We start from the raw sequence: 23,141 nt of genomic DNA on the forward strand, positions 1-23,141 counted from the left end.
AGGATGTTCCAACCGTTATGAAGAGCCTGACAGACGTCGCTTTAGAAATCGCTTCCGAAATCAAGAAGATCAATCTTCAGGACGACGACAAGATCCCCACTTCGGATACGTTTGTAAAAGAATTGATGGCTCTTTATTCGCGAGAACCGGAAGATCTTCGCAATATCATAGAGGCCCTTCGAGAAGCAAAAATAGTCTTTGTCATCAAGATCGTATTGCCGGAAGAAAGGGCGAGCAAGATGAACGATCCGGGTGTGGACGCTTACGCGTATGCCGATCTCAAAATTTTGACCGATCTAAAATACTTCGCTGAAAAAAAATTGGAACGCCTTTACGAGGCGACGTATTACAAAAAGAAATCTCCCTCTCTTATCGCTCGCGAACTTTTTCCGAAAATCCGGGAACTGAACAACACTCCGATCGGAAGAATCGTAAACATCGCCGTGATGCTCGAAGAGTTTATTCGGATGATGAACAACAATCCGAACGACTTTTTAGAGGAGTTTAGAATCCAAGCCTTGGAGGAGATCCTCGTTTCCAAAGGAAGTAGTCCGTCTGAAGGAAAAGACATCGTCGAAGACTCTTCTCCCACGTCTTCGTTTTCCAGCTCCTTTAGTCCGGTCCCTTCGCAGAGAGCGACGGATCGGATGGAAGAACAACTAAACAACGTCAACCCCAACAGTCCTTGGGGAAGAATGGTTTCCAAATTTTCGGTGGACTTCCTGCTTCGAGTTCATCTCAGAAAATGCGAATTCGAAACCATACGCAAATTGATCATCACGGGAAAGGTGGCCGAAGCCGAACAACTACGTCTGGTTCGCGATAGTCTTTTGAAAATGGAAAAAAACATCCACGTCGACACGGTCCTCGCTTCTTATCTGGAAGAAATGGTGGAACTCCGAAGACTCACACAGAGAAAACTCAATCTGCTCGGAAAATCAAAAATTCTATAAAGATAGAATATTAGAATAACTTTAAATAGATCGCACACTGCGCGATCAAAAGCGCTCCTAAGAGAAAAATCCAACGTCGTTTTGCGGAAAAAGCCATCTGAATCCTGTCTTCCGGAAAATAAATCGCCACAAGAAGCGCGTTCACGTTTGCTACGAGATAAAAGGATTCTATCTTGATTCCGAACGGTTTATAAAAGGAAGCCGCCAAAACCGCAAAGGAAGGGATAAAATACAAAAGAGTTTTGAGTTGAAAAAAACCTCCCTTATTTTCCGTAAGAATCACCTTTTTACCGCTATGTTTTTCCAGTTCCGATTGAAACAAATCCGGCTCCAAAAGATTGAGAACCGGAATTTGATCTTCCTTTGTGGAGATCAAAAAACGGACATAGGAACGAAAGATATCCCTTTCGATCGAAACCACCGACTTGAGTTTTGTTTCCAAGGATTGCCCTTTGGAATTGAAAAGTTTAAAAGAATGAGGCCCCAACTCCACCTTGGCTCCTTCCAAAACGCGGAGTTGTCTCGAAAAATTTCTATAAAGAAGAAACCCGAGAAAGATCGAAAGAAGACCAAAAATTCTCACGAAGTCAGTTTTTCCCTCTTCGGGAACCTTTAGGAAGTTCCAGACCAAAAAGGAAAGATACAAAAGAATCACCGCCACGGAACGAAGAAGAAGATTCCTGCGAAACCTCGCGGAATCATATAAGAATTCACGCATGTTCTAAATTACCAAAATCACTTTTTTTGAATATAGGAAAGATCTTAACGCCTTCCGCAAGGATCGCTTCCATTCCGCCTTCCTCACGATCCAGAATACAAATCCCCTGGGTCACTTCGATACCGGCGTCTCTCAGACTTCGAATCGCTTGAATGGTGGAACCGCCGGTCGTGATCACGTCGTCGACAACAACGCAGGTTTTGACCGCGTGAACCGCTCCTTCGACGAGTTTTTTGGTCCCGTGTTCTTTGGAAGTTTTGCGGATGATCAAAGGATAGACGTTTTTATTTTGTTTTCTAAATTCCAAACTGATTCCGTAGCAGATCGGATCGGAACCCATCGTAAGTCCGCCAAAGGCTTCCGGTTTTGAGATTCCTACCTGAGGAAGGTGTTCGTCCACGACGTATTTGCAGAGAAGTTCGAGACGATCCGGAACGAGAGTGATTTCCTTGCAGTTAAAATAGTGTCTGGATTGTTTTCCCGAGGCCAGGGTAAAGGGTTGTTCGGAATAACGATACGCGTGGATTCGAATGAGGTCTAAAAGATCTTGTTTCATAAAGAGTTCTCGTTCTTTTTTTAAAAATATTTTTAACCAGAATCCGAAATGGAAAGAATCTGGAAAACCGGAAAAAACACTTTCAAAAGGAGTTCGAACCTGAATTCTGTAAAACATGCAGTCAGTGAGACTTACTTCCGTTTCTCTCAAAACTCGAGTTCTGGATTTTTCGGGAAACTTTGAAAAAATAAAGAGGGTCTTGGAGAAAGAAAAAGATTCCGATCTGATCTTATTTCCCGAACTTTGTATCTCCGGATACGGATGTGAGGATTCGTTTTTTTTCCCGAGAGTATGGAAGGATTCCTGGGAATCCCTGAACCAACTTCTTCCCTTTACCGAAAATAAGATCGTAGTCGTCGGCCTTCCTATATTCCAAAATCCTTATCTATTCAATTGTGCCGCTGTTCTCTGTAACAGAGCCGTAGCCGGAATCGTTCCTAAATCCAATCTTGCGGCCACGGGAGTACACTACGAAAACAGGTGGTTTGCCAAAGGAGAAGAAGCTCAGGAGAATCTGGTGGCCCCCGACGGATCGGCGATTCCCTTTGGCTCCCTGATTTTTGAAACCGATCATTTTTCTTTCGGAGTAGAGATCTGCGAAGATTCTTGGGTATTACAAAAACCTTCCCTTACACTTTCGGAGTCCGGAACCGATCTTATACTTTCTCCCGGCGCTTCTCATTTCGCGTTCGGAAAACAAAGGATCAGAAGGCAAATTTTCAAAGAAAGTTCGAGAAGAGAGTCTAACGTGTATCTGTTCTCCAATCTTTGTGGAAACGAATCCGGAAGACTGATCTTTGAAGGCGGATCCTTGATCGTTCAAAACGGAAACCTCGTCGCGGAATCGGAACGTTTGTTCTTTGGAGAGGCTCAGGTCTGCTCCTCGGAAATCGATTTCGACGTTTCCAGATCCGATCGAGCGAGAAACTTTCGTCCTTCGGGAAACCGTTCCAGGAAAAATCGGACGGAAGAGGACAATCGAATTTATCTCGGAATCCAATTCCGAGAAAAAAAACCGAAGATCCAACGTTCTCTCCCGGAACCTTCACTTTCCAAAGAGGAAGAATCGTATCGCGACTTCACGAGAGCGGTCGCTCTCGGACTTTTCGATTATATGATTCAATCGGGGACCAAGGGTTATACACTTTCACTTTCGGGAGGAGCCGATAGCGCCGCATGCGCTCTTCTCGTGACCGCGATGAAAAAAATCGCCAAAGAAGAATTAGGTGAGAATTACTTTCAAACCAAAGGAATTTCCGAGGATCGAATTCTTTCCACACTTTATCAAGCGACAAAAAACAATTCCGAAAGGACAAGATCTCTCGCTGCGGAACTCGCAAAAGACCTGCAAGCCGTTCACGGAGATCTAACGATCGACGATGAAGTAAAAAGTATCACTGACAAAATTTCCAAAGTTACGGGTGTTTCTTTCGACTGGGAAAAACACAATCTCGTATTGCAGAATATACAGGCAAGGGTTCGTTCTCCGATCGTCTGGATGCTCGCGAATTTAAACGGACATCTTCTTCTTTCCACGGGGAATCGGAGCGAGGCGAGCGCGGGTTATACGACGATGGACGGAGATTCTTCCGGTTCCGTGGCGCCGCTGACGGGGGTCAGTAAAGAATTCATTCTAAAATGGATGCATTTTGTCGCGGAAGGAAAGGATCCGATTCTTCCTTCGTTTCCTTCGGTGAAAGAGATCGTTCAGTCGCCCCCGAGCGCGGAACTCAAACCGCTCGAGGACAAACAAGAGGACGAAAAAGATCTCATGCCCTATCCTCTTTTGCAAAAGATCGAAGAACTTTTTGTGGTTCGCGGCGCGGGATACGCAGAAATCGTTCAGCTTCTTTCCTCAGAACCCGAGGTTCTAAAACTTCCTTCCGGATTTTTAGAGGAAAGCGTTCGAAAATATGTTCAATTGTTTCATAGAAACCAATGGAAACGGGAAAGACTTCCTCCTTCGTTTCACCTCGACGAATACGGACTCGATCCAAAATCGAGTTTTCGTTTTCCCATTCTTTCGGAAGAAAAAGGATCCGGAATCTAAAATCAGCCGACCTTTAAATCGGTCGGTTTGATTTTGTCGTATTCTTTGCCTTTGAGCCGAATCAGTTCTTCCAAATCGAATGCCATCTGGTAGTTGAGCCAGAAATCCGGAGTCATCTTAAAATATTTCGCCAGCCGCAACGCAGTGTCCGGTGAAATCGACTTTTTACGGTGAATGATCTGTGAAATCAAACTTTCGGAAACGCCGATGTCCTTTGATAGACGATACGCGGACAAGGACATCGGTTCCAAAAAATCAAACTTTAAAACATCTCCAGGATGTGGATTGGAAACTCTTCGATTTTTTATTTTCATCGTAAAAACCTCATACAAGGTTAAGTTTATCAAATTCTTCGCACATAAAATAGAAACACAATTTCAGTGATAGTCGACGATCATAACTTCGTGAGGACGTTGTCCTTCCAGAAAAAACAAATTCTCCACTGATCGTTGATTCGTACCGAATACATTCCCTTTCGATCCCCTTTCAAAATTTCCAGACGGTTTCCAGGAGGACTTTTTAAATCCTGGAGCATCTTTGCCGAATCCAGAGATCGAAGTTTTCTTCTCGCGACGTCTTCAAAGACGCGATATTCTTTGGGAGACCATCCGTTGTGAACACTTTCCGTGAGCTTGTCTCCGAAAGATTGAATCATCTTTCTTCACCATAAGTAAAGCAATACAAATGTCAAGGTTTTTTTAATTTTATAGGAGCGAAAAAAGATTCAGTTCATTAGAAAAATAGAATGTTTTTCAGACAAATTGGTTTTTAGAAAAATGAAATCGGACTTCGAGTCCGGAGGAGAAACGATACGATTTTAGAAAGATCTCTCAATTCTAAAATGGGGAAGAAAGGTTGTGAGTTTGGCGGAAAGCGGCCGATCGTTTTAGATCGGCCTTTGGTAGTTTAGAATTTTATAAACCCGCTTGTTTAAACGCGTTTTCCTTATCTTTTTGAACCTGTTGGAGCTGGTTTTTGATCGAGTCCTGGATGTTTTGTAATTTTTTCTCGGTCTCTTCCTCACCCGAACCTTTCTGAAGATCCACAAGATAGTTGATGATATCCATTCTATCCTGAGTTTGTTTTTCCATGTGATTGTAGTAGGAACGAATCTGAGTGGGAGAAGCGGTTCTTGCGTAGACGTTTCTCGCAGCTTCCGCGATCTGATTCTCCTCTTGTTTTTTGGCTTCTCTCTCGGCGGCATTCAACTTTTTAGGAACGAGAGAATTGTTCGGAAAACGTTCTCTCAACTGGGAGAAACGTTCCATCTCTTCGTTCGTATAAGGTTTGTTTGTCTGCGGATTGAGAGGGTTATCTGGATCGGCGGCGTTCGGATCCGATTCTTTGGTTTCTCCTTTTTCCGATTCGATGTATTCTCCCTTTCCGGCTTTGTAAAAAGAGGAATCAAAAATCGAATCATTGGTCCTTCCACCGGAGGAGCCGGAAGAGGAAGAGGAAGAGGAAGAACTTCCTCCCCCGCCCAAAAGAAGCGCAACGCTGTCAGCTTCTCGATTTTTCTTTTCCCTTTCCGAAGGATCGTCGGAAGAAAAAAGAATCCAAATCAAAACAAAAAGAGCTATGGAAATACCGGAATAGAGAACGATTTTACGAATGCTGATCAAGGGTTTTGCTCCGGAAGAATTCTGGAAATTTTGATTGTAAGACCGCTCTTATAGGAAATTCTATCCTGAAAGCGGATCCTTTTCAAATTTTTGAGAATTCGAATCCGAAGCAAGATAAAAAATGTCTTCTAAAACACAACATCCGGCGATTCTTTCCACCTTTCTTTCGATTTTTCTTTTTTTCGGATGTGGTCAAAATACGGAGACGGCTCAGTCGCCTTTTGTTTTTCTTTCTCCCGTAGGAGTTCCTCAGTTTTTTAGCGTCATCGCGGCGAACGAAGGAATCACCGACAAAGCTGAAAAAGATACGGATTTCGTTTCCGAACCGAACAGCTACAAACCGGAGTTTTTAATCCGTTATTTTGTTACAAACGGGGAACCTCAGTTTGTAGGATACAATCTTTATATTACAACGGCGGCTCCTTCCGTCGCGGAAACTCTCGCGGGTGGAAACGTCTATTTGGAAGACGGGGTACAACCTTCCTTTCCTCATTTGGCTTCCGAAGCCTCCACTACTTCCACAAAACTGCAAACCCGTCGTGTTTTAAATCAGGTTGCTCCTCCGGGAGTTTTTCCGTTTATCAAATGCGAAATCTATACGTTTTCGATGAGAGCTCTTCTGAACAACGGAATCTTTTCCAACCCTTCCACGGCGGTTCGGATGTGTTCTTCTTCTCGTCCTTATCTCTGTCCGGTCGGATCCAGTTGTAATCCTTCGGAATGTAATACAGCTTCTTGCAGTACGACGGTGAAACAAAACTGTCCCGTGGGAACTCTTTGTAATCCTTGTCTGATCGCCGGAGCCGAAGAAACCGGATGCGCGTGTCCGTCCGGCGTATCTCCTCCCGGCTGCAATCTATGAGTTTAGAGGAAGAATCGGAAGAATCTTCCTCGGAAGAAATTCCACTCCAACCGGGAACTCTATATGTGGTTTCCACACCGATCGGAAACTTGGAAGACCTTACCTTTCGAGCCTTACGCATTCTTAAAAATACAAATCGAATCCTTTGTGAGAACGCGGGACATTCCCGAAGACTTCTTAAATTCTATGGAATCGACACTCCGGCTTCTACGCTCTATAAGGATCAATCCGAGGTTCCCTATTCGGGGCTTCTGGAAGAATTGAGAGAAGGAAAGAATTTCGCTCTTATCTCCGACGCCGGGGCGCCCGGGGTTTCGGATCCGGGTTCTCATCTCGTGAGAATGGTACGGGAAGCGGGACTCAGAGTAACCCCGATTCCCGGTGCAAGCGCTCTCACCGCGTTACTCTCGATCTCCGGTTGGCAGGCAAATCCGTTTTTGTTTCTGGGATTTATTTCCGAAAAAAAAGGAAAGAAGAGAAATCAGCTGGGAGAATGGAAAAACTTCGAAGGTTTGATCATGATCTTTGAATCGGTACATCGGATCGGAGATACCCTCGACGCCGTGAAAGAAATTTTTCCGAACGGGGAATTTCTGATCGGACGAGAAATGACCAAAATGCACGAGGAAATTCTTCATTATTCTCCTCTTTCCGAAGGAAAACTCAAGGAATTTGCCCGAAAGGGCGAATTTGTGGTTTTAATCAATACGAATCGGAAAAAAATGCTTAAAGGCTCTCTTGGATCGGCCGATAGAATTCAGTAGAGGTAAGAAATCATGACTATCGATAAAATCGGTGGGATCGGCGGAAGCGGATACGAACCGAAAAGAACCACCCCGGTTAAAAAAGCGGAATCAAAAGAGACTTTTGACAACGTTTCCATTTCCGATACCGCAAAACAAAAAGCATCCGAAGCAAGGCTTCAGGCTGAAGTTCAAACTATAACTCGTAAAATTCTTTCCACTCCGGAAGAATCGGATCGTTCCGTAAAATTAAAAGAAGTCAAAGAAAAACTCAAAAACGGAGACTATGACAATCTGAGTTCCGATGTTCTAAACACGATCGCAGACAGAATCTCTGAGACCATGTTAGGTCAATAAAAACGTTACGGAAGACTGATTTTTACCTCTATTTAAATTAGAATGATTCCGAGTCACTAGGTTACTCTGGGGGACGACGACGATGCCGATACTCCCCGATTGGGTTAATTACACATTTCCACCTAAAATCCACTTTGAAGCTGACTGCGGTTACAAAGTGGGTAACTTCGTTAAAAACATTGGAACAAGAACCGTTATTTTTTCCACTCAACAAGAGCTGGAGAATATGGACGAGTTGTCCATCATCAAAACCAGTTTAGAAAAACATATCGATGGAGTTATACTCTACGATGATATCGTAAAAGAACCCACACTCGAAGAATTGGACACGGCCGCATATTTTGCTAAAATCGCAAACGCGGATTGTATCATCGGTTACGGTTCCTACGAATCGATCAGCATGGCGAAAATCATCGCCCTTCTCGTTACAAACGACATTTTCGCAGAAGAGATGTTAAACGATAAAAAGACAAAACTTAAAAAACCGCTTCCGCTTATTTTGATTCCCACTCATCCCGTTTTTGGTTTGGAATGTTCTCCGATTTCTACGGTTCTTTTGGGAGACGAGAAGATCATCAAATACTTTTCCCACGAACTTCTTTTTCCCGAGCTGATCATCGCGGACCCGAAAATTTCCTCTTTTATGAGTTCTTCCGATATTTCAAAAGTTGGAGTAGGAATTTTGGCTGCGGCGGTGGACACGATTCTTTCCAAATTTTCCACTGAGTTGACGATTTCTTCCGCCTTGAGAGCGATCGAACTTCTTCAGAAAAACCTGATTCCTTCGATAAGGGATCCGAAAAACATCAACTATAAAAACGGTCTTTATGCTGCGAGTCTTTTGACCGGAATCGCTCAGTCTTCCAGCTCTTTAGGACTTTGTTTCGCGCTTTCATTAGCAAGTTCGAATATTACGAATCTTGATATTTTTCAGTCCATGTCCATTCTTCTTCCACACGTGATGGAATACAATCTCACCTCCTCCGCGGGTAAATACGTGATGATCGCAAGAGCCTTAGACGAGGACATCACGAACATTTCGGTGATCGAGGCCGCTATCAAGGCCGTGGAAGGAATTCGGAAAATTTTTATAGAATTGAAAATTCCTCAGAGGTTGTCCGAATACGAAGTGAGAAAGATCGATCTTCCTCTGATTGCAAATCTCGCGGCTTCGTTTCCGTTTTTGGATTCCCTTCCGAGAGAACTTCCTAAAAACGAGATCGAGACGATCTTGGTCGCCGCTTTCTAAGAGTTTAAAAAATCGCGGCGTTCACGGAGGATGGTCGAAGTTCCGACAAAAGACGTCCGATTTTTTTTTCTTGTAAGAATGCGATTTCCGTGAAAAAGAAAAATCTTCCAAGTTTTCCCGGGAAGCGAGTCCGCCCAGTCCGGGCATTCCTTACCCACAAAGTTGTTTGAATCTTAAGAAAAATCTGTCGGAACTACGACAATCCTCCGTGAAACGAAATCCCCGCCCGGATTTCGGGTGGAGGGGAGCGGTGGCGGGAAAACTCCGGGAGATTTTCCTATATCACAGAATTATAATTTTGCAAACACAATTCTCTCTCAGAGCCTTTGTAGGAACTCCTACAAAAAATCTTATCGGGACCTGGTTCATTCTAAATAGTTTTTCCAATTGCGTGTAAGGTTATGCAAAAAACTCAGTGCAAGATCCCTATGGCTCTCTACCCGGTGTGGGCCTGCAAATTTCTCAGTAGAAGGTCGGAACTACGACAAAGACCCTCCGCGACTTTCCTAATTTTTCCCCTTAACCGACTTCACTTTCAAAGACGCACAACGTGTGGAAAGAATCCTTTCCGAATCAGCAAAAAAAAATCTGAATTTTGGTAAAAAAAAATCAAAAAACCGTTCCGAGTGTTCCTCTTCAAGAACCGTCTTTAAACAGAAGGGAAAAGGGAAACGCCGCCTAAAAGGGCAAAAAAACATTTGAAACTGCCTCTCTTCCCTCAAAACTTGGAGACAGAATGAGCGACGAACACATCGATACAATCATCGGAGACGATATCCATTTCCGAGGAAAACTGAAATTCAGCAATTCCTTGAAAATCAAAGGCAACTTTAAAGGAACCATCGAAACGACCGGAAAACTCGTAGTCGGGGATACGGGCGAAGTGGAAGCGGACATCCAAACAGGAACCCTCGAAGTCGAAGGCGCTCTGAAAGGAAACGTTTCAGCAAACGGAAAAGTCTCCATCCGTAAAACCGGAAAAGTCATCGGAGACATCCGCACACCCGATTTAGAAATAGAATCCGGAGCACGTTTTAGCGGCAATAGCGCAATGTAAGAATGCTCAAAAATTCCCCCTATTCTCATGGCCCGGGATTGAAGGAAATTTCTTCCTCCGGGCCTCGCCCGCATCTCAGCCCTCTCCAACATAGATTCTACCAAACTCACTTACGGGAAAAATCCCATCCCGAACACCTTCTCTATCACGGACTCAGGGAACTCCCTTCTCCCTTTTTACTTCCGGATCTGGAACCGGCCCTCGAACTCTTAAAGGAAACCGTTTCCTCCGGAAAAAAAATTCTTCTCTTTGGAGATCGGGATTGTGACGGAGTTTCTTCCACAAGTCTTCTTGGAGGATTTTTAAAAAAAATCCATCCGGGAGAATTGATCCTCAAAGTTTCCAACGAAGAAGACTACGGACTTTCTCCCGCCGCGCTCGACTTCGTAAAAAAACACAAACCCGATCTTCTCATCACTCTGGACTTCGGAACTACCAATCACGTTCAGATCGACGAACTCGCTTCTCTCGGGATCAAGGTCATCGTCCTCGATCACCATGAAATTCCGGAAAGAATTCCAGCTTGTTTTCTTGTTTCTCCCAAACGTCCGGACTCCCAATATCCGAACGAAAAAATCTGCACCGCGGTTCTCGCGCTCAAATTTATCCAAGCCTATCTTTATTCTTCTTTGGAAGAATACAACCTCGGGACTTGGATCGGAGACGGAAATTCTCTCTTCTCTGGTTATTTGATCCACAGAGGAAAACTCGTCTTTCAAGGAGAAAGACAGGAAGTAGAATCCAAATTCTCCTTTCCCATCCGAGAAGCGCACTACAGCTTCTCTTCCGAGTTTCCGGAAAGAGAATGGTTCTATCAGGAATTTCTAAAATACCCGGCGATCTTAGAACAGTATCTTCAAAATTTCGATCTCGCCGCGGTCGGCACGATCTCCGACATGATGCCCCTTTTCGGAGAAAATAGAATCATCGTAAAGGAAGGATGTAAAATTCTTTCCAAACTCTATCGTAAGGAAACCAGACATAGGGAAGGATTGTATCAGCTCCTTCAACTCATGGAACTCAGCGAAAAACACGTCACCTCGAAAGATCTCGGCTGGGGCCTCGGACCCATGATCAACTCCGCGGGAAGAATGAATTCCACCGAAGTCGCTCTTCATCTTCTTTTGGAGGAGAATCCGGAACGTGCAAAGGCGGGAGCCAAGGAACTTCAAAAGTTAAACGAGGAAAGAAGGGAAAGAACAAAACGAAATCTTTTCAAGGTCGACGGTTTTCTAAAACGAAAACAGGAAAGAACGCAGAAAGCGGTTCTTTTTTGTTACGAACCCGACTTCGAACCCGGGGTTTCCGGAATCGTAGCGACCCGTCTTGTGGAAGAATACAAAAAGCCGGTTTTATTTATCACGCCCGATCACGGTCACGCAAAGGGAAGCATTCGTTCTTTTGGAAAGGAGAATGTTTTGAATCTTCTAAAAAAAGCCGAATCGATCTTCTTTCAATACGGAGGCCACAAGGAAGCCGGAGGTTTTTCCCTTACCATCGATCAAATTCCCGAACTCGCGAAGGTCATCTTTGAACACGCGGATTCTTGGTTGGAAGAAGAACAAAAACAGGCGGTTCAACATTCCACTCCGAGTCTGGTTTCCCTCGAACCAACCGAACTCAACGCAAAAATCTTTCAGGAACTCTCCGTCTTTGAACCCTTTGGTCATGAGAATCCGGTTCCTCTTTATTCCATCAAAGGCGCAAAGATCTATCACACCAAACCGATGACCGACGGAAAACACGTTCGTTTTAGAATTTTGGGAGTTCCCGAAACGATCCAGTGTCTGATCTGGAATCGTGGGAAAGATTTTTTAGACTTACTCAGCAAAACCGGAAGTCTGGATCTCTGGGGTTCCTTGGAGGAATCCACCTTTCGATCCAAAACTTCCCTTCAGTTTGTAGTAAACTACTTTCAAGAATCGGAAAATTAAGATTCTTCTCCGGGAAAATTTGCGGAATTGTTTCCGCGAGAATCGTCGGAATCGTTTTTAGAGTTTCCGCTTTCACCGTTGGAAATTTCTTCTTTCCGGTTTCCACGTTCTCCTCTTTGTCCTCCGTCTTCTCCTCCACGGTTTTTATTCCGAAAGTTTTTGTTCCGATTTTTATTCGGACGCGGACCGGGTCTGTCTCCGCCGCCTTGGCTTTGATTTCCACCACCTCTTCCTTCGTGAAACTTCTTCACCGGAATCGGTCTCTTTCTTACGGAAATTTCCCAGAAAAAAGCGCTCTGAATCGATTGTTCGTCGTTCTCTGCAATGGCTCCGATTTTAAAGACCATAAAGGCGTCGTAAAAGTAATCCTTCATACGGAAAAAATTATTCTGCGACGATTTTTCATCTTCCGTGCTTAGGAATCTCTGCTGACTTGCAAAAATCTTAATCAATCGATCCTTATCTTTTTTAGGAGTTTCGAGTCGATTGAAGATCGGATCCAAGCTCGTTTTGATCGCCGGAACCAAATGCATATTCTCTTTCGTAAGGGCCTCGCTTGCGAGATCCGAAAAAATGAGAGAATAGAAAATATGAGGAGTCATCTCCTCTCTTTCCGTGAGAAGTTTGTCCGCGATCGCAAGACGTTTTCCGATATTGGTTTCTAAAAACTTTTCGCCAAAATTAGAATTTTTCTTACGCTCTTTGTCAAAGGCTTCTTTGAAAAGAACTTCCAAAAGACCGTGCTCCGCCATTCCTTGAAAGATCAGAGAAGTTTTCCAGGTGCGGAAGATCTTATTGTATTCTTCCAACATTCTAGAACTCGAAGCTTTTTCCAATTCGATCTTGTGTTTGCGGATCGCCTTTGCGGTTGCCTTTTCAATTGTTAAACCAAGAATCTCCGCGAACTTTACGGCGCGAAGCATTCTTACAGGATCTTCCCGAAACGAAATATCCGGGTCTCCGATAACCCGCAGTACCTTATTCTGAATGTCTTCAAATCCGCCGACGTAATCGATGATGGAATCATTTCGAACGTCATAATATAAAGAATTGATTGTAAAGTCTCTGCGAGCGGCATCTTCCTGAGGTGTGCCGAACTTGTTGTCTCTCTTGATGAGGTAATCCTGATCTTCCACGGCTTTTCCCAACCGATAATCCGGCAGGGAACGAAACGTACTGACTTCGATCACTTTTCCGCGAAAAAGAATATGCACAATTTTGAATCTTCTTCCGATGATTCGACAGTTGTTGAAGATTTTTTTTATCTGGTTCGGAGTTGCGTTAGTGACTACGTCGAAGTCTTTAGGCTTTCTTCCCAGGAGAAGGTCTCGGACCCCTCCTCCAACGATGTAAGCCTTAAATCCAAATTTATTCAGCCTATGAATGATCTTGACCGCGTCCTCATCTATCATGTTTTTGCGGATCAGATGGGCATCCCGATAATAGCGCTTGCCATCCGGGTGAGAGAGAATATCCTCAACTGATCCTATTTTTTTCTTGAACAGATTGGACAGGAATTTCATATAAAGAATGAGTCTATAATCCTTTCATTCCCCCTACCTGCAAGTAAAAATCTATGACAAGCCCTGCAAAGTTCGATCTCAAATTAACGCATTCCGAGCGTTTGCAGGTCAGAATTCTCAAGTTCAAAAATTGGTTTCGTAAATTTAAAGAGAGAGGGTCCAAAAAGATCTCCTTTTTACTCGTTCCACACAGTCACGAGAACGTAATTCGGATCGAACTGAACGTTTTTATGGCTTGGTTCCTCGGAATCCTCTTAGGATCGATTCTCGCGCTTGCCTTTGTCTTTCTTTCTTATCTCAACTTCTTCTATCGCCCCGACGAAGACCTTTTTCAAAAAAGCGACGAGAACGTGAGCCAATATCTTTACTATGATATGCTCCTCCAAGACGCCAAAAAGGAAATTCGAGGTTTGGAAAGAAAAACCGAACAGCTGAATCTCGTGGCCTGGGACGAGGTTCCTTGGAAACGAATTCTTACCTATGAAGTAATCCCCGAGTTTCGGCTCAAAAAAGAGATTCCGGATTCCGAGACAAACCTAGAACTCTATAAGAATACGGTGGAAGGTTTTGCCGCCCAGAACATCGAACTTTTCCGAATTCGCCAGGCCTTTGAAAACGCCTTTGATTATCTCGAAGAAAGGGAATCCATTCTCTACGCATTGCCTAGGGGACGTCCTCTCAAACCGGGGGTCGGTTTTGTTTCCTCCACATTCGGAGGAAGGGTCGATCCCTTCGGTCTCGTAATCTTAGGGGAACATCACTCCGGCGTCGACTTCGCTTCTTCCGAAGGAACTCCAATCTATGCCACCGCACCGGGAATCGTTGTAGAATCCGGCCAGTCTTCGGGAGGACTCGGAAAGAACATTCGAATCAATCATTTAAACGGAATCTTTACGGTCTACGGTCATTGTTCTCAAATTCTCGTGGAAAAAAATCAGGTAGTAAAACGGGGAGATCTGATCGGACTTGTAGGTTCGACCGGAAAAGCGACGGGGCCTCACGTTCACTACGAAGTTCACTTTGGACAAGACCCTCCCGTGGATCCTGCCGAATTTATCAACATCGAGTGATTCTTCCAAAAAAAAGAAGACCAAAGTTTTCATTCTTACGTTCCAGCGTTTTTCAAAAGAATTTAATTTTTCAAATCTCGAAAGAGCGTCTTTGTCTTTTTCAAAAAAGGATTATGGGTTGATCCATTCCCGCAATCGAGAGAATTGGTTACACTATGATCGATAGAATTCCAGTGCCCTTTCTCAAACAATTCTTCAATTGGGATGGACCGTCCACATTCAGCATTCTCATGATGCTCGGTTTTTTAGCCGCATCCTATCTTCTTCCTAAAGAATTAAAACGAAGAAACTTAGAACCCGAACATTCGGACTGGCTTCTTCTTTTGGGAATTTTAGGAACCTTGGTCGGCGCGAAGATTTTTTTTATCTTTGAAATCTGGGATCAGATTTTTATGGAAACTCCCGGCTTTGACGGAAGGTTTCTCTATCCTCTCACTCACTGGTTCGGGTTTCCGGGAAGAATGGCTCTCTGGGATAATTTATTTTCTGGAAGCGGTCTTGTTTTTTACGGAGGATTTCTTTTCGGAATTCTTTTTATCTCGCTCTACATGAAATATTTCAAACTCGACGTGGCTTCTTATTTGGACGCTGCCGTCCCAAGTATGGCGATCGGTTATGCGATCGGAAGATTGGGTTGTTGGGTTTCGGGTGACGGATGTTACGGATTCGCGACCGACTTAAGAATTCCTCTTTTGGTTTTTGATTATCACGGGGCTCATCCTTCGGGGGTTCCAGTTTGGAACACTCCTCTGATCGAATCGATCATATCTTTTGTATTTTTCGCCTACTTTCAATTTTGGGCCAAGGACAAAGGTTTTCGGAAATTCTCCATCGGAGCTCAGTATCTTATCCTTCACGGGTTTGCAAGACTGATGGTGGAATTTTTGAGAGTCAACAAGGCGGTGTTTCCGTTTATCACACCTCCTCCGTTAGTCAACATTCCAAACGCCGAACAGAATCCGGAATTTTTGAGTCAGTATTACTGGCACGGATTTTCCCAGTCTCAGTGGGTTTCGATCGCGATCATCGCGGTGGGAATTTTCTTTTTTGTAAAATGGAAACTCTGGGAAAAAGAAGCGACCGTTTGATTTTTTTTCGATCGACCTTTTCATTGAAGGTCGATCGAACGTTGGAACCACCAAACCCAATTTTTTTTACGTTTCCCCCCGCACACTCTCCTTAACCTTACCCACAAGGCTCTTGAATCTCCAGAAGAATCTGTCGTAACAACGACAGTCTTCCGTAAAACGAAAGCCCCGCCCAAATTTTGGGTGGAGGGGCGGGGGGCGGAAAACTCCGGGAAACTTTCCTATATCACAAAATTCTAATTTTGCAAGAAAAAAATCCTATGTAGGAACTCCTACAAAATCCTTCTTTGTAAGACGATGCTCGTTGCAGTTCCTCTCAACTTGCGGGCAAGGTTATGATACTCACTCTCCCGTTTCACGTTTATTAGAAAAATCGAGATCCTACCCCGAAGACTAAAAATGTAGGAACTCACACTTTTCTGGAATGATGGAAGATTTCCTAAAAAGTCCAATACGTTCTCAATCGTAGGAGCTCACACGGGAGAATTGATTTTATACAACGGGATTCTTTCCGTCCTTCGAGACTTTGGGACCGATTCTTATTTTTCCGATTCTAAAAATGAAACGTTTGTCCTAGAGTTTTAGAAAAACGTGGGACAACATTTTACAAACTCGTAATGGAACAAGGCAGGAGTTCCCACAGATTCTGTCTCTTTAGTCGTTAGAACTTTCAAAGCAGATAGATTTCCCGTAAATAGAGGAGTTCCCACATTTTGTGAAACTCAAGCGTCTCGGATGATTGACACCGGCGGGTTTTAAGAAAAGCGTCGATTGAAAACCGACGGTCTTAAGATCCTAACGAGAAAGGATAATGGGGAGAATTTTCCCGCTCCGTTATCTTATTTTCTTTTTTCCAAAAGTTCGGCTCGCAGTTTCCGATTGGTTCTCAGAAGTAAAAAGACGAGGACGATCAAAATCAAGGTAAAAAGCGGCCAGATCACACAAAAGATATAAACGTTGATTTCGTTGTAGGTAATCCCGAAAACTTTAGCCCAAAAAATCAATACGTCCACACACCAGTCAAAAATCCGATCCACCGAAGAAAACCGCATCCGCAATGTCTCCTAACGTTCTTCTTTTAGAATCTTGATCATCGTCTTCGTATCTTGATAATCCGTGGTCTTAAACAAAAGATTTCCTTCTCCGTCCAAGATCACAAAAAAAGGAAGACCGATTTTTAATTCTTCAAAACGAGGATCTCTCGCGTAGGTTTCAAAGACCGGATCGTCGTCTTTGATTTTTAAAAGAACTGCGTTCCCTAAAGCATCGTTTAAAGAAGAATCGGAAAGGGTCAATTCTTCAAATGCTTTACAATTCGTACACCAATCCGCGTAAAAGTCGATGAATACTTTTTTACCGCTGTCCTTCCCCTCTTCATAGGCTTTCCCGGGAAGTCGAAACCAGGTCAGATTTCCTTTTGTTTCGGTTTCGGAAATTCCCGAGATACTCGCCCCGCCTAAACCGCCGGAAAGAAGAATCACGAGCCCGGCCGCAGACAAAACCACTCCGCCCAAGAAAAGGGCCTTTTTCATTCTTTTGTATTTGTCCCAATCTTCCGGAAGAAAAAAATAAAGACAAATTAGAAGAATCAAAACTCCGGCCGCGGCCGGAGGAATCGAACGATCCAAAACTCCCCAACCCGAAAGGGCCTTCTGAAAATAAGTATAAGAAAAGTATAATACAAAAATCCCGAGAACCCACTGGATCCATCTCATCCACTTCCCTGACTTCGGAAGACTTAGACCGAAAACACCGATCATCAAAAATGGAAAACCCAATCCTACTCCGAAGAGAAACATCTTAAAAGAAGCAAGGAGAATCGAGCCGATCGAAATCGCGCCGGATCCTGCGGTGATCTGCAAAAGGATCGCGACTACAACGGGACCGACACAAGGAGAGGAAAGAAGTCCCGCGCCCATTCCAAGGAGAAAGGTTCCCTTACAACCCCTTCCTGTTTTGACTTCCTTGGATTGAAAAAAAGGAAGATGGATCAGATCCAAAGAAGCGAGCGCCAATAGAAAGATGAGAACCGCTAGAGCGAGGTTAGTGAACGGATAACGTAGAATTACGTTAAACGCTCCTCCCGAAAAACCGGCTATGAGACCGAAGCACCAATAAACCGCAACCAATCCCAAATAATAAACCGCGGGGTGAAGAATTTTCGGAGATCCGTCTCCCCTCGCCCTCACGATTCCGACTGTGATCGGATAGAGAGGATAGACGCAGGGAAGAAGACTCGCTAAAACTCCGCCCGCAATGAGAACAAAGCCGGTGGTCCATTCAAAACCCCCGCCGGCGACCCCGGAAGAAACCGACTTTTGAATTTTCTCAAACCAAGAAATGGAAAGATCTTCGGCGGAAAGAGAGAGTGTGATGAGAAAAAAGGACAGAAACCCCAGGAACAGAAATCTGCTTTTCGAATTCTTATGTTGCTGGGTTCTCAATACCACGGATCAAATGACCAGAAAAAAATAAAACGTCATCCAAGAAACAATACTTTTGCTAAAAAAAAAGGGGTCAACCCGATTCCGAGCAAAGATGAGCTTGAACTCGTAGTTTAGACTCTGGGCCTTTCTAAAAGGATTTTTTTTTAGAATCTAAATTCTAAATGTGAAAACCTTGGAAGAAGAAAAAGAGCCGATTCCTTTCAAAAACCGTCCACCCCGCCCGACTTTTTTATCCGGTTCCGAACTCGCCTAAAAGTCGAAATCTGCCGAAAATGAAGAAGAATGAACGCCGGAATTCTAAAACTCCTCAGTTGTATCCTTTTAGGGGTGGTCTGCAATTTTGGAACGAGTTCGATTTCGGCAGAGGTCGATCTGGATTACAACTACGAATACGAAAAGAACGGCCCTTACACAAAATTCTCAGATTGGGTTCCCTACAAACTCCATAAGTGGGAACCAAAATTCTTAGAAGACTATTATCAACTCTACGGCCTAAAACTTCATTACAAAGAAAACGATCTCAGAAGGGACATCTACTTTCTCAAGATAGGACTCAAAAAACGTTTTCGACATCCGAAAAACGCCCTTTGTCCGGTAAAAGACGAGGAAGAATATTATAAATATCGCAATCTTCTTTTTATGCATATCAATCTTCAGATTATGAGATCCTATATGAGAATCGCGTCCCAATTTGATAAGCGACATCTTTACTTTTATAATTTGGATTTCGCCTACGACCTCAATCGATCGTTCGAAGTCGCGGACGGATTTTATAAGGAAGCAATTCCCTATTGGAAGGAAGCTCAGAGATACGCGGACCGTTCTTCCGAAATCGAGAGCGACCTGGATCTCGGTACGTTAGAAACGGAAAGATATGAAATCATTACTGGAAAGCTCGATTTCGGAAAGATCATCGACGATCATCTCTCTCGTTTAGAGAAAAAAAGGAATACCGTAAAAGAATACCTCGTCCAACATCCGGATGCGAATAAACCTCTTCTTGAACAGTAAAGCCGAAAAAAATGTGGGAGTTCCTACGAGATCGGCTGTGAGGATATTACTTGAAAAAAGTAGAATATTCTGATATGGCGGATATGCAGGAGTTTTTCCCGCCACCTCTCCCCTCCACCCAAGATCAGGGCGGGGCACGCAACTTTCACAGTTGAAGTCGGAACTCCTACAAGAAGAATTTTCCTTGCAAATATAAGCATTTTCTGATAGAGAAAAGTTAGCCGAGGTTTTCCCACCACCTCTCCCCTCCACCCAAGTTCAGGGCGGGGCCCGCAACTTTTACAGTAGAAGTCGGAACTCCTACATTCCCTCTCCAAACAAAAAAAGCCCGATTTCCACCGGGCTTTTTTAAATTCTCTAAACCGAAGAAGCGCTTTCGCACTCATTCAAATCAACAAGAATAAGTAGTAAGAAATTCGAACGGGTGAGGTCTTCCTTCCCATGGCCAAATTTCAGTTTCAAACTTATAAGCTTTGTAAGTTTGGAGAAAGTCTTCGGTAAACACGTCCCCTTTTTTGAGGAAGTCTCTGTCAGCGAGCATATGCTCGACAGCTTCTCTCAAAGTATGAGGCATCTGCTGAATTCCTTTTTCACGGATTTCATCCAAAGAAAGTTCGAAAAGATCTTCTTCCCGTGGCGGACCCGGATCGATTTTCTTTTGAACTCCGTCGATACCCGCCATCAACATCGCTGCAAAAGCGAGATATGGGTTCGCGGAAGAATCAGGGAAACGGAACTCCACTCTTCTAGCCTTGTCTCCGTTTACGAAAGGAATCCGGCAAGAAGCGGAACGGTTCTGAGCGGAATACGCCAGAATCGAAGGAGCTTCGAAACCGGGAAGAAGTCTCTTGTAAGAATTTGTGGAAGCGTTTGTAAACGCCGCACAAGACTTAGCGTGAGATAAAACACCGCCGATATAATTCATCGCAGTGTCGCTTAGGTTTTGATATCCTTTTCCCGCGAAAAGGTTCACACCGTTTTTCCAGATGGATTGGTGACAGTGCATCCCGTTCCCGTTGTCTCCGTAGAGCGGCTTCGGCATAAAGGTGGCGGTTTTACCGTAATTGTGAGCTACCATCTTCACTACATATTTCAGTTTTTGAACGTTATCCGCCGCTTCGATCAGAGTTCCGAATTTTACTCCGATCTCACCTTGACCTTGTGCAACCTCGTGGTGAACCACGAAAGTTTCCATTCCGATCTGGTGAAGCGTCTTTACGATCGCGGCTCTGAGATCCACTTGAGAATCCACAGGAGCTACCGGGAAATAACCGCCTTTGGTTCCGGGACGGTGACCGGTGTTGGTCGCACCCGGGAAATCCGTATGAGAATTCCAAATCCCTTCCGAAGAATCGATTTCATAGTATTGAACGTTGATGGCGTCTCTAACTTTGATGCTGTCAAAAATAAAAAATTCGTTTTCAGGACCGAAGTAAGCGGTGTCGGCGAGTCCGGAAGATTCGAGATATTTCAGAGCTTTTTTCGCGATGGAACGAGGACATTTTTCGTAAAGAGCGCCTTTGTAGATATCAAATACGTCGCAGAAAACTACGAGTGTCGGATCCGCAGTAAAAGGATCTAAGAAGATCGCGTCCGTATCGGGAATCAATTGCATATCGGATCGATCGATCGGTTGCCATGCTGGGATGGAACTTCCGTCGAAAGGAAGACCCTTGAAGGAATCTTCAGTGATGGCAACGGTGTGATAAGATACGTGGTGCCAAGCTCCTTTGATATCCGTAAAACGGAAATCGTAGAAAAGAACGTTATTCGCCTTGGCGTATGCGATAACTTCACTAGGTGTTCTGGACATTCTATTCTCCTATTTGTCTTCGAGTATTAATAACTAATCTCTAATTCACGCTCAGCGTGCGTCTGTAGATTCGATGCAAATTTCGTACCATGGGAAGCAAATCCCCGGTTTTCCGAAAAAAAGAGTCTGCTCTACTCTTTGGATCCGTTTTGAAGTCGATTCCGGAATCAGAGTAAAATTCCTTGAACGACAGGCAAGCCCTAAAATACAATGCGGTAGCAGATTTTCTCTTTTTTCCAATCCCTTCGGCAACTAGCTTAAAATTCGTACAGAGCCAGTACCAAGAACAACCATTCTGCGCAAATATTATCCATCAATGAGAACCAGATGAAACAGATTCAATTTCTGAACGAAGCGGCTATAAAGACAATGCTCGACCGAGAAACGATGGAACTCCTCTTCACAAAAAGCGGAGTTTCCGAAACCGTTCGGAAAGAATTCCATCTCCGATTGAAACACTGGGCCGAAGGACAGAACGCAAAATTCTGCGTAGAATTCCCTGAAAACGCCATCGAACAATCGACGCTCCCGGATTTTTTGCGCGAAACGGAACGTTCCATACAAACCCTCTCCGAATTTTCGAAATCCATCCCTCCAAGAATTCCTTCTCAAACGTTTCCTCCTTTTGTCTGGAAAGAAATATTTTATTTCCCTTTTGAATCCGAAGAAGAATCCATCGCATCCAAGATTTTATTTCTGGAAGAAAAGATCGAAGCCGAACGATTTCAAAAAACAAAGAAGAATGGAGAGACGCAGACTTTTCAGTTGGAGTTTTTGATCTCTTCGAAATCGAACGATTCTTTGGAAAGAATTTTAGAAACTGAGATTCCGGAAAACTTCGTGGAAAGAATTTTGGAAAGAGGAAGTCAAAAAATTCTAATCACGCCCAAACTCAGCGCGACACAGAGTTTGTTTGCGATTCATCTTTTTAGCGAACGTATTTCCGATCTCGAATTTAAGTTTCAGAGTATAAGAATCGATCTTTTTTCGATAAAGGAAATTCTTCCCGTTTGGATCCAACGGTCCGGCTCCGTTCTAGCGGGGCTCGATTTCGAAAACGCTCCGGTCTACGGCGATTCTTCTCTCGAAATAACGATTTCGCCCTGGCTCAGTGCCTCCTTTGTATTTTTAGTTTTGAATTCTTCGATCTTGGATGCTTGGGAAAAATGGGAGCCTGGAAATTCAACGAATTCTAATTCGAATATGATTTCGAAGTTTACGAAAAGTGAATCCTGGAGGGACGTCACGGAACACCGATTTGCCGCTCGCGTAGCGAGACATCTGGAAACGGATGAAAAATTCTTTTTCGAACTTCTCCAAAAAGAATTCGAAGTTTCCAAAAAGATTTTGGATTCTCACTTAGATCTTCGGAGAGAAGAATTGGAGCAGGTGGAAATTCCGAAACTTTTAGATCGTATCAAGATCATCCAAGAATCCTCTCAGAGTATTTCCGCTGACGAATCCACAAAGGAAGAATGGAAAAATCTTCATTCCGCGACGAACGATTTGATTCTTCAAAAATGGAAGGAGCGAAACTCCCTCTCGACGAAAAAAATTGACGAAATCGCAAACGTTTCTTCTTGGAAATCTCTCATAGAAATCTGGAAATCCTGAATATCAAGAAACCTTGACAGGTCGATTCCCTTCAAAAAAATAGCACTGGAACCGACTTGTCGGGTCCAATAAAAGCGGCGACGTAGCTCAGCTGGTTAGAGCAACGGAATCATAATCCGCAGGTCCGGGGTTCGAATCCCTGCGTCGCTAATAGTTTCAAGGAGAAGACATTGAAATATCTCTTTCTAATGATTCTTTCTTTCTTCCTTCTGGCTCAGTCCGTGCCAGCTCAATCCCCGGCCTGTAGCGAAATCTGCGGGTTTTATTCGGGATGTGTGGAGCAAAACGCTCCGAGAAAGTTAAGCGCGGATGAAAAAACAAAGGTAAAGGCCGGATGTTTGAATTCCTGCAAAAAACACTCACAAGCGGTTGCCGCATGTTTTGAGAACCACAAAAATCAGTGCAAACCGTTTAACGAGTGTATCATAAACGCATACAACGCGAATAAAAAATAGAACGATCGAATTTAAGATC

23 protein-coding genes and 1 tRNA gene are annotated in these 23,141 nt (G+C 43.9%); 15 read left to right on the forward strand and 9 right to left on the reverse strand.

Features of this window, described 5'->3' with window-relative positions; all coding sequences use genetic code 11:
* Positions 1 to 17 precede the first annotated feature (17 nt).
* Positions 18 to 953 carry a hypothetical protein gene (locus JWG44_RS14190; protein ID WP_205275653.1) on the forward strand — a complete coding sequence of 312 codons (936 nt, stop codon included), beginning with the start codon at positions 18 to 20 and terminating at the stop codon, positions 951 to 953.
* A gap of 10 nt (positions 954 to 963) precedes the next feature.
* Here JWG44_RS14190 and JWG44_RS14195 read toward each other — a convergent pair whose 3' ends face one another.
* Together JWG44_RS14195 and pyrE are read right to left on the reverse strand one after the other, a co-directional pair.
* Positions 964 to 1,671 (reverse strand): hypothetical protein, encoded by a 708-nt coding sequence (locus JWG44_RS14195; protein ID WP_205275654.1) that lies wholly within the window; start codon positions 1,669 to 1,671, stop codon positions 964 to 966.
* Positions 1,664 to 2,227 (reverse strand): orotate phosphoribosyltransferase, encoded by a 564-nt coding sequence (pyrE, locus tag JWG44_RS14200; protein WP_205275655.1) that lies wholly within the window; start codon positions 2,225 to 2,227, stop codon positions 1,664 to 1,666. The genes JWG44_RS14195 and pyrE overlap by 8 nt, the downstream gene beginning before the upstream one ends.
* A 115-nt stretch (positions 2,228 to 2,342) precedes the next feature.
* Here pyrE and nadE point away from each other — a divergent pair, with 115 nt between their 5' ends.
* Positions 2,343 to 4,277: an NAD(+) synthase gene (nadE, locus tag JWG44_RS14205; protein ID WP_205275656.1), complete on the forward strand. Its 1,935-nt coding sequence runs from the start codon at positions 2,343 to 2,345 to the stop codon at positions 4,275 to 4,277.
* 2 nt (positions 4,278 to 4,279) lie between these two features.
* Here the strand turns inward: nadE and JWG44_RS14210 are convergent, their stop codons facing one another.
* From JWG44_RS14210 to JWG44_RS14220, 3 genes are all read right to left on the reverse strand, one after another.
* On the reverse strand, positions 4,280 to 4,591 hold the full coding sequence (locus JWG44_RS14210; protein ID WP_205275657.1) for a HigA family addiction module antitoxin: 312 nt from the start codon (positions 4,589 to 4,591) through the stop codon (positions 4,280 to 4,282).
* An 80-nt stretch (positions 4,592 to 4,671) separates the two neighbouring features.
* Positions 4,672 to 4,932 (reverse strand): type II toxin-antitoxin system RelE/ParE family toxin, encoded by a 261-nt coding sequence (locus tag JWG44_RS14215; protein WP_332460793.1) that lies wholly within the window; start codon positions 4,930 to 4,932, stop codon positions 4,672 to 4,674.
* A 259-nt stretch (positions 4,933 to 5,191) separates the two neighbouring features.
* Positions 5,192 to 5,899: an LIC_20245 family lipoprotein gene (locus tag JWG44_RS14220; RefSeq protein WP_205275658.1), complete on the reverse strand. Its 708-nt coding sequence runs from the start codon at positions 5,897 to 5,899 to the stop codon at positions 5,192 to 5,194.
* Positions 5,900 to 6,020: 121 nt separating this feature from the next.
* On the opposite strand from JWG44_RS14220, the gene JWG44_RS14225 reads away from it, so the two are divergent.
* The 6 genes from JWG44_RS14225 to recJ all read left to right on the forward strand — a co-directional run bounded on the left by JWG44_RS14225 (position 6,021) and on the right by recJ (position 12,101).
* Positions 6,021 to 6,761, forward strand: a complete 741-nt coding sequence (locus JWG44_RS14225; protein WP_205275659.1) for an LIC11073 family putative lipoprotein — start codon at positions 6,021 to 6,023, stop codon at positions 6,759 to 6,761.
* Positions 6,758 to 7,525, forward strand: a complete 768-nt coding sequence (gene rsmI / locus JWG44_RS14230; RefSeq protein WP_205275660.1) for a 16S rRNA (cytidine(1402)-2'-O)-methyltransferase — start codon at positions 6,758 to 6,760, stop codon at positions 7,523 to 7,525. Before JWG44_RS14225 ends, rsmI begins: the two co-directional genes overlap by 4 nt.
* A gap of 12 nt (positions 7,526 to 7,537) precedes the next feature.
* Positions 7,538 to 7,861, forward strand: a complete 324-nt coding sequence (locus JWG44_RS14235) for a flagellar biosynthesis anti-sigma factor FlgM (protein ID WP_069607848.1) — start codon at positions 7,538 to 7,540, stop codon at positions 7,859 to 7,861.
* Between the two features lie 82 nt (positions 7,862 to 7,943).
* Positions 7,944 to 9,110, forward strand: coding sequence for an iron-containing alcohol dehydrogenase (locus tag JWG44_RS14240; protein WP_205275661.1), 1,167 nt, complete (start codon positions 7,944 to 7,946; stop codon positions 9,108 to 9,110).
* 736 nt (positions 9,111 to 9,846) lie between these two features.
* A complete protein-coding gene (locus JWG44_RS14245) occupies positions 9,847 to 10,167 on the forward strand; it encodes a bactofilin family protein (RefSeq protein ID WP_205275662.1) in 321 nt (106 codons plus the stop codon).
* A gap of 2 nt (positions 10,168 to 10,169) precedes the next feature.
* Positions 10,170 to 12,101 (forward strand): single-stranded-DNA-specific exonuclease RecJ, encoded by a 1,932-nt coding sequence (recJ, locus tag JWG44_RS14250; protein WP_205275663.1) that lies wholly within the window; start codon positions 10,170 to 10,172, stop codon positions 12,099 to 12,101.
* Here recJ and pcnB read toward each other — a convergent pair.
* On the reverse strand, positions 12,098 to 13,624 hold the full coding sequence (pcnB, locus tag JWG44_RS14255; RefSeq protein WP_205275664.1) for a polynucleotide adenylyltransferase PcnB: 1,527 nt from the start codon (positions 13,622 to 13,624) through the stop codon (positions 12,098 to 12,100). The two genes, recJ and pcnB, sit on opposite strands and share 4 nt — an antisense overlap.
* 53 nt (positions 13,625 to 13,677) lie before the next feature.
* On the opposite strand from pcnB, the gene JWG44_RS14260 reads away from it, so the two are divergent.
* Both JWG44_RS14260 and JWG44_RS14265 read left to right on the forward strand, forming a co-directional pair.
* The gene (locus JWG44_RS14260; RefSeq protein WP_205275665.1) at positions 13,678 to 14,694 is read left to right on the forward strand and encodes a M23 family metallopeptidase; all 1,017 of its coding nucleotides are present in this window, start codon (positions 13,678 to 13,680) and stop codon (positions 14,692 to 14,694) included.
* Between the two features lie 155 nt (positions 14,695 to 14,849).
* Positions 14,850 to 15,782 carry a prolipoprotein diacylglyceryl transferase gene (locus JWG44_RS14265; RefSeq protein ID WP_205275666.1) on the forward strand — a complete coding sequence of 311 codons (933 nt, stop codon included), beginning with the start codon at positions 14,850 to 14,852 and terminating at the stop codon, positions 15,780 to 15,782.
* A gap of 839 nt (positions 15,783 to 16,621) precedes the next feature.
* Here the strand turns inward: JWG44_RS14265 and JWG44_RS14270 are convergent.
* Both JWG44_RS14270 and JWG44_RS14275 read right to left on the reverse strand, forming a co-directional pair.
* Positions 16,622 to 16,834, reverse strand: coding sequence for a hypothetical protein (locus JWG44_RS14270; RefSeq protein WP_205275667.1), 213 nt, complete (start codon positions 16,832 to 16,834; stop codon positions 16,622 to 16,624).
* A 12-nt stretch (positions 16,835 to 16,846) separates the two neighbouring features.
* Complete coding sequence (locus JWG44_RS14275; RefSeq protein ID WP_232371654.1) at positions 16,847 to 18,187, reverse strand: protein-disulfide reductase DsbD family protein; 1,341 nt, start codon at positions 18,185 to 18,187, stop codon at positions 16,847 to 16,849.
* A 324-nt stretch (positions 18,188 to 18,511) separates the two neighbouring features.
* On the opposite strand from JWG44_RS14275, the gene JWG44_RS14280 reads away from it, so the two are divergent.
* A complete protein-coding gene (locus tag JWG44_RS14280; protein WP_205275669.1) occupies positions 18,512 to 19,240 on the forward strand; it encodes a hypothetical protein in 729 nt (242 codons plus the stop codon).
* A 391-nt stretch (positions 19,241 to 19,631) separates the two neighbouring features.
* Here the strand turns inward: JWG44_RS14280 and glnA are convergent, their stop codons facing one another.
* Complete coding sequence (gene glnA / locus JWG44_RS14285) at positions 19,632 to 21,053, reverse strand: type I glutamate--ammonia ligase (protein WP_205275670.1); 1,422 nt, start codon at positions 21,051 to 21,053, stop codon at positions 19,632 to 19,634.
* Between the two features lie 73 nt (positions 21,054 to 21,126).
* Here glnA and JWG44_RS22705 point away from each other — a divergent pair, with 73 nt between their 5' ends.
* The 4 genes from JWG44_RS22705 to JWG44_RS14300 all read left to right on the forward strand — a co-directional run bounded on the left by JWG44_RS22705 (position 21,127) and on the right by JWG44_RS14300 (position 23,122).
* Positions 21,127 to 21,309, forward strand: a complete 183-nt coding sequence (locus tag JWG44_RS22705; RefSeq protein ID WP_408611981.1) for a hypothetical protein — start codon at positions 21,127 to 21,129, stop codon at positions 21,307 to 21,309.
* A 71-nt stretch (positions 21,310 to 21,380) separates the two neighbouring features.
* Positions 21,381 to 22,667, forward strand: coding sequence for a hypothetical protein (locus JWG44_RS14290; protein ID WP_205275671.1), 1,287 nt, complete (start codon positions 21,381 to 21,383; stop codon positions 22,665 to 22,667).
* 76 nt (positions 22,668 to 22,743) lie between these two features.
* Positions 22,744 to 22,817, forward strand: a tRNA-Met gene (locus tag JWG44_RS14295).
* 20 nt (positions 22,818 to 22,837) lie between these two features.
* Complete coding sequence (locus tag JWG44_RS14300) at positions 22,838 to 23,122, forward strand: Cys-rich protein (protein WP_205275672.1); 285 nt, start codon at positions 22,838 to 22,840, stop codon at positions 23,120 to 23,122.
* The last annotated feature ends 19 nt before the right edge of the window (positions 23,123 to 23,141 follow it).

Source organism: Leptospira ainazelensis, assembly GCF_016918785.1.
GTDB lineage: Bacteria > Spirochaetota > Leptospiria > Leptospirales > Leptospiraceae > Leptospira > Leptospira ainazelensis.

What these genes read in the sequence shown, in the direction of transcription:
- JWG44_RS14225 (WP_205275659.1), top strand. Translation starts at nt 6,021, where the DNA reads ATGTCTTCTAAAACACAACATCCGGCGATTCTTTCCACCTTTCTTTCG.
- nadE (WP_205275656.1), top strand. Translation starts at nt 2,343, where the DNA reads ATGCAGTCAGTGAGACTTACTTCCGTTTCTCTCAAAACTCGAGTTCTG.
- JWG44_RS14240 (WP_205275661.1), top strand. Translation starts at nt 7,944, where the DNA reads ATGCCGATACTCCCCGATTGGGTTAATTACACATTTCCACCTAAAATC.
- JWG44_RS22705 (WP_408611981.1), top strand. Translation starts at nt 21,127, where the DNA reads ATGCAAATTTCGTACCATGGGAAGCAAATCCCCGGTTTTCCGAAAAAA.
- glnA (WP_205275670.1), bottom strand. Translation starts at nt 21,053, where the DNA reads ATGTCCAGAACACCTAGTGAAGTTATCGCATACGCCAAGGCGAATAAC.
- recJ (WP_205275663.1), top strand. Translation starts at nt 10,170, where the DNA reads ATGCTCAAAAATTCCCCCTATTCTCATGGCCCGGGATTGAAGGAAATT.
- JWG44_RS14235 (WP_069607848.1), top strand. Translation starts at nt 7,538, where the DNA reads ATGACTATCGATAAAATCGGTGGGATCGGCGGAAGCGGATACGAACCG.
- JWG44_RS14210 (WP_205275657.1), bottom strand. Translation starts at nt 4,591, where the DNA reads ATGAAAATAAAAAATCGAAGAGTTTCCAATCCACATCCTGGAGATGTT.
- JWG44_RS14270 (WP_205275667.1), bottom strand. Translation starts at nt 16,834, where the DNA reads ATGCGGTTTTCTTCGGTGGATCGGATTTTTGACTGGTGTGTGGACGTA.
- JWG44_RS14265 (WP_205275666.1), top strand. Translation starts at nt 14,850, where the DNA reads ATGATCGATAGAATTCCAGTGCCCTTTCTCAAACAATTCTTCAATTGG.
- JWG44_RS14190 (WP_205275653.1), top strand. Translation starts at nt 18, where the DNA reads ATGAAGAGCCTGACAGACGTCGCTTTAGAAATCGCTTCCGAAATCAAG.
- JWG44_RS14195 (WP_205275654.1), bottom strand. Translation starts at nt 1,671, where the DNA reads ATGCGTGAATTCTTATATGATTCCGCGAGGTTTCGCAGGAATCTTCTT.
- JWG44_RS14260 (WP_205275665.1), top strand. Translation starts at nt 13,678, where the DNA reads ATGACAAGCCCTGCAAAGTTCGATCTCAAATTAACGCATTCCGAGCGT.
- JWG44_RS14290 (WP_205275671.1), top strand. Translation starts at nt 21,381, where the DNA reads ATGAAACAGATTCAATTTCTGAACGAAGCGGCTATAAAGACAATGCTC.
- pcnB (WP_205275664.1), bottom strand. Translation starts at nt 13,624, where the DNA reads ATGAAATTCCTGTCCAATCTGTTCAAGAAAAAAATAGGATCAGTTGAG.
- rsmI (WP_205275660.1), top strand. Translation starts at nt 6,758, where the DNA reads ATGAGTTTAGAGGAAGAATCGGAAGAATCTTCCTCGGAAGAAATTCCA.
- JWG44_RS14215 (WP_332460793.1), bottom strand. Translation starts at nt 4,932, where the DNA reads ATGATTCAATCTTTCGGAGACAAGCTCACGGAAAGTGTTCACAACGGA.
- JWG44_RS14245 (WP_205275662.1), top strand. Translation starts at nt 9,847, where the DNA reads ATGAGCGACGAACACATCGATACAATCATCGGAGACGATATCCATTTC.
- JWG44_RS14280 (WP_205275669.1), top strand. Translation starts at nt 18,512, where the DNA reads ATGAACGCCGGAATTCTAAAACTCCTCAGTTGTATCCTTTTAGGGGTG.
- pyrE (WP_205275655.1), bottom strand. Translation starts at nt 2,227, where the DNA reads ATGAAACAAGATCTTTTAGACCTCATTCGAATCCACGCGTATCGTTAT.